Raw genomic sequence first — 1,435 nt, 5'->3', positions numbered from 1 at the left:
GCGGACACCTCGCGCGTGGTGCTGAGCCGCTCGGTGGGGGACGACTGGCTGCTGCGCTACCGGGGCCTGACCGCGCCCGACCCGCGGGTGTGGCAGGTACTCAACGGCGGCCCGTCCGTCTGGTTCGCCACGATCCCGGCCGCCGAGCCGGGTGCCGCCCCGGCCGCCACCGGGCGCTGCGTGATCGACGGCCGCTGGGCGGGCTTCGCCGCCGTGGAGGTCGACCCGGCACGGCGACGTGAGGGCCTGGCCACGTCGGTGATGGTCGCGCTGGCCGAACGCGCCCTCACCGAGGGCGCCTCGGCTGCCTACCTCCAGGTCGAGGCGGACAATGAGGGGGCACGGGCCCTCTACTCCCGGACGGGTTTCGCCCCTCACCACTCCTACCAGCACTGGAGAGCCCCCCGGCGCTGAGGCGCCGGACCGGCCCCGCCCGGTAAGGGTGCGGCAGCGGGCGGGAAGGCCTCAGACCACGACAGGACGGTTCGGTACGGGTATGGACAACAGCTCGGCACGCGAGAGGTTCGCCGAAGCGGCCCGGTCCCCGCAGCCGGACGTCGCACAGCTCTGCCTGCTGATCGGCGAGGTGCTGGCACCCGCCCGCGGGGAGCGGACCGTCGTGGAGGGACAGATCGAGCTGGACCGGCTCACCGGCCTGCTGCCCTACGGGCGGGGCCGCTCCCCCGCGGCCTGGGCCGAGGCGCTGGCCCGCCTGCTGGGTGAGCGGGAGGGGTACCGCGGCTCCCCGAGTGACTACCAGCGCCTGGAGTCGTCGCTGCTGGGTGAGGTGCTGCGCCGGCGGCGGGGCCTGCCGATCCTGCTGTCCGTGGTGTGGCTGGAGGTGGCCAGACGGGCCGGCGCCCCCGTGTACGGCGTGGCGCTGCCCGGGCACTTCGTGGTCGGATTCGGCGACCCCGCCGGTGAGCACGTGCTGGTGGACCCGTTCGCCGGCGGACGCCCGCTGGACCCGGAGGACGCCGAGACGCTGGTGGCGGGCGCCACCGGCGGCCCGCTCACGGCGGCGATGCTGCAACCCGCCCAGCCGCTGGAGATCGTGCGGCGGGTGCTGAACAACATTCGCTCCTGGGCGGCGGCCCGCCCCGAGTACACCCAGGTGCAGCTGTGGGCGGTGGAGCTGCTGCTCCTGCTGCCGCACCGGTCGGCCCGGCTGCGCTACGAACGCGCCCGGCTGATCGTGGACCAGGGCGACTTCGCGGCCGGTGCCCGGGAGCTGGAGCGGTTCGCGGTGACCGTCTCCGCGCTGGACCCGGCGGCGGCGGAAGCCGCCAGGCGGGAGGCACAGGCGGCGCGCGCCCGGCTGAACTGAACCTCCGGAGGGCGCTCGGTCCGGCCGGGCGCGGCACCCTCACCGTGCGTCGGGCCGACAACCCGTGGTGGGACGAGGAGCGGTCTTCGTGATGTGGGCGACAGCTTT

2 protein-coding genes are annotated in these 1,435 nt (G+C 75.3%); both read left to right on the top strand.

What is annotated here, in order from left to right; all coding sequences use genetic code 11:
* Positions 1–414: GNAT family N-acetyltransferase (locus tag ACYVE9_RS26755; RefSeq protein ID WP_461030478.1), on the top strand; the 414-nt coding region annotated here is incomplete at its 5' end.
* Between the two features lie 82 nt (positions 415–496).
* Positions 497–1,327 carry a transglutaminase-like domain-containing protein gene (locus ACYVE9_RS26750; RefSeq protein WP_461030477.1) on the top strand — a complete coding sequence of 277 codons (831 nt, stop codon included), beginning with the start codon at positions 497–499 and terminating at the stop codon, positions 1,325–1,327.
* Positions 1,328–1,435 lie beyond the last annotated feature (108 nt).

The sequence above is a fragment of the Streptomyces sparsus genome, from assembly GCF_054776295.1.
This window is presented reverse-complemented; position numbering and strand designations above follow the sequence as displayed.